The following is a 1159-nucleotide window of genomic DNA, read 5'->3' as shown; positions in this document are numbered from 1 at the left end:
CACAAGGCAAGACTTATCGACACCGAGCAGTACACTATCTACGGTTATGATATGCTCTACGGCTTCCTCAGCGGTATCTGCGCGGGCAACTACGACGTGACCGATATCCTTGTTGACTCCACCTTCAAGATCGCTCCCGAGGCGATCGCGGGTCTTGAGTCCTTCACCAAGAAGCTGCAGGATCTCTCCGAGACAACTTCCACCAACATCACCCTCCTCATTTCCGCTGACAGCGCCGACATTCCCGAGTCCATCAACGCGGTTTGCGAGCAGGTCTGATCTGTTAATTGAGTATTTTACGCGCTCCCGAGGTAATTCGGGAGCGTTTTTCTCGCAATAATACAATATTATTCCTATTTGGAAAAAACGGCTGTGCTATGCGCCGAAAAAGCGGTAAAAATTCAAAAATCTCGTGTTTTTCGGTTGACAAAGTCCCGAACCTTTTGTATAATATAAGACAGCGTTTTAATATGCGTTTATGCGGTTTGGGGTGTGTCAATGCTTTTTGAACTGAAATCCGTCTTTATGAACGACGGCGAAACAAAGAAATGTTCCTACGAGCTTGATATTACAAAACTCGACGTCGACGGGATTTTTCCATTCACTACTCCCGTTACGGTCAACGCCGAGGCACAGAACCGCGCTAGCCTCGTTACCCTGACGCTCAGCTGCAAATACGGCTTTTGCCGTCCGTGCGACCGCTGCGGCACTCCCGTTGAGGACGAAACGGAAGTCAGCTTTTCTCACCCTCTGGTGCAGGAGCTTGTTGACGAGCGCAACGACGACTATATTGAAACACCCGATTTCACCCTCGAGCTCGACGAGGTTGTCATCTCGGACATCATTCTGCACTATCCTCAGAAATATCTCTGCAAGGACGACTGCAGGGGACTGTGTCCGAAATGCGGCAAGAACCTCAACGAAGGCGATTGCGGCTGCGACAGAACGCAGGTAGATTCGAGGCTTGAAATTCTCAAACAGCTTATGGAAGATGAATAATATACAAGGAGGTCTTTGAAATGGCAGTACCTAAGAGAAAAACATCACACGCAAGAAAGAGCTCAAGACGTTCAACAGTATGGAAGCTCAACGCGCCCACACTCACAACTTGCCCCAACTGCGGCGAGCTGATGGCTGCGCACAGAGCTTGCGGTAACTG

Annotated in this window: 3 protein-coding genes; all 3 read left to right on the top strand. The window is 49.5% G+C overall.

All coding sequences use genetic code 11. The features are described 5' to 3' along the window. On the top strand, positions 1-279 hold a 279-nt coding region (locus JKK62_RS14250; RefSeq protein WP_201428485.1), incomplete at its 5' end, for a hypothetical protein. Between the two features lie 219 nt (positions 280-498). Continuing rightward, a complete protein-coding gene (locus tag JKK62_RS14245) occupies positions 499-999 on the top strand; it encodes a YceD family protein (protein WP_186834201.1) in 501 nt (166 codons plus the stop codon). A gap of 20 nt (positions 1000-1019) precedes the next feature. Further along, the coding region (rpmF, locus tag JKK62_RS14240) for a 50S ribosomal protein L32 (RefSeq protein WP_201428484.1) at positions 1020-1159 on the top strand (140 nt) is incomplete at its 3' end.

This window comes from Ruminococcus difficilis, assembly GCF_016680995.1.
This window is presented reverse-complemented; position numbering and strand designations above follow the sequence as displayed.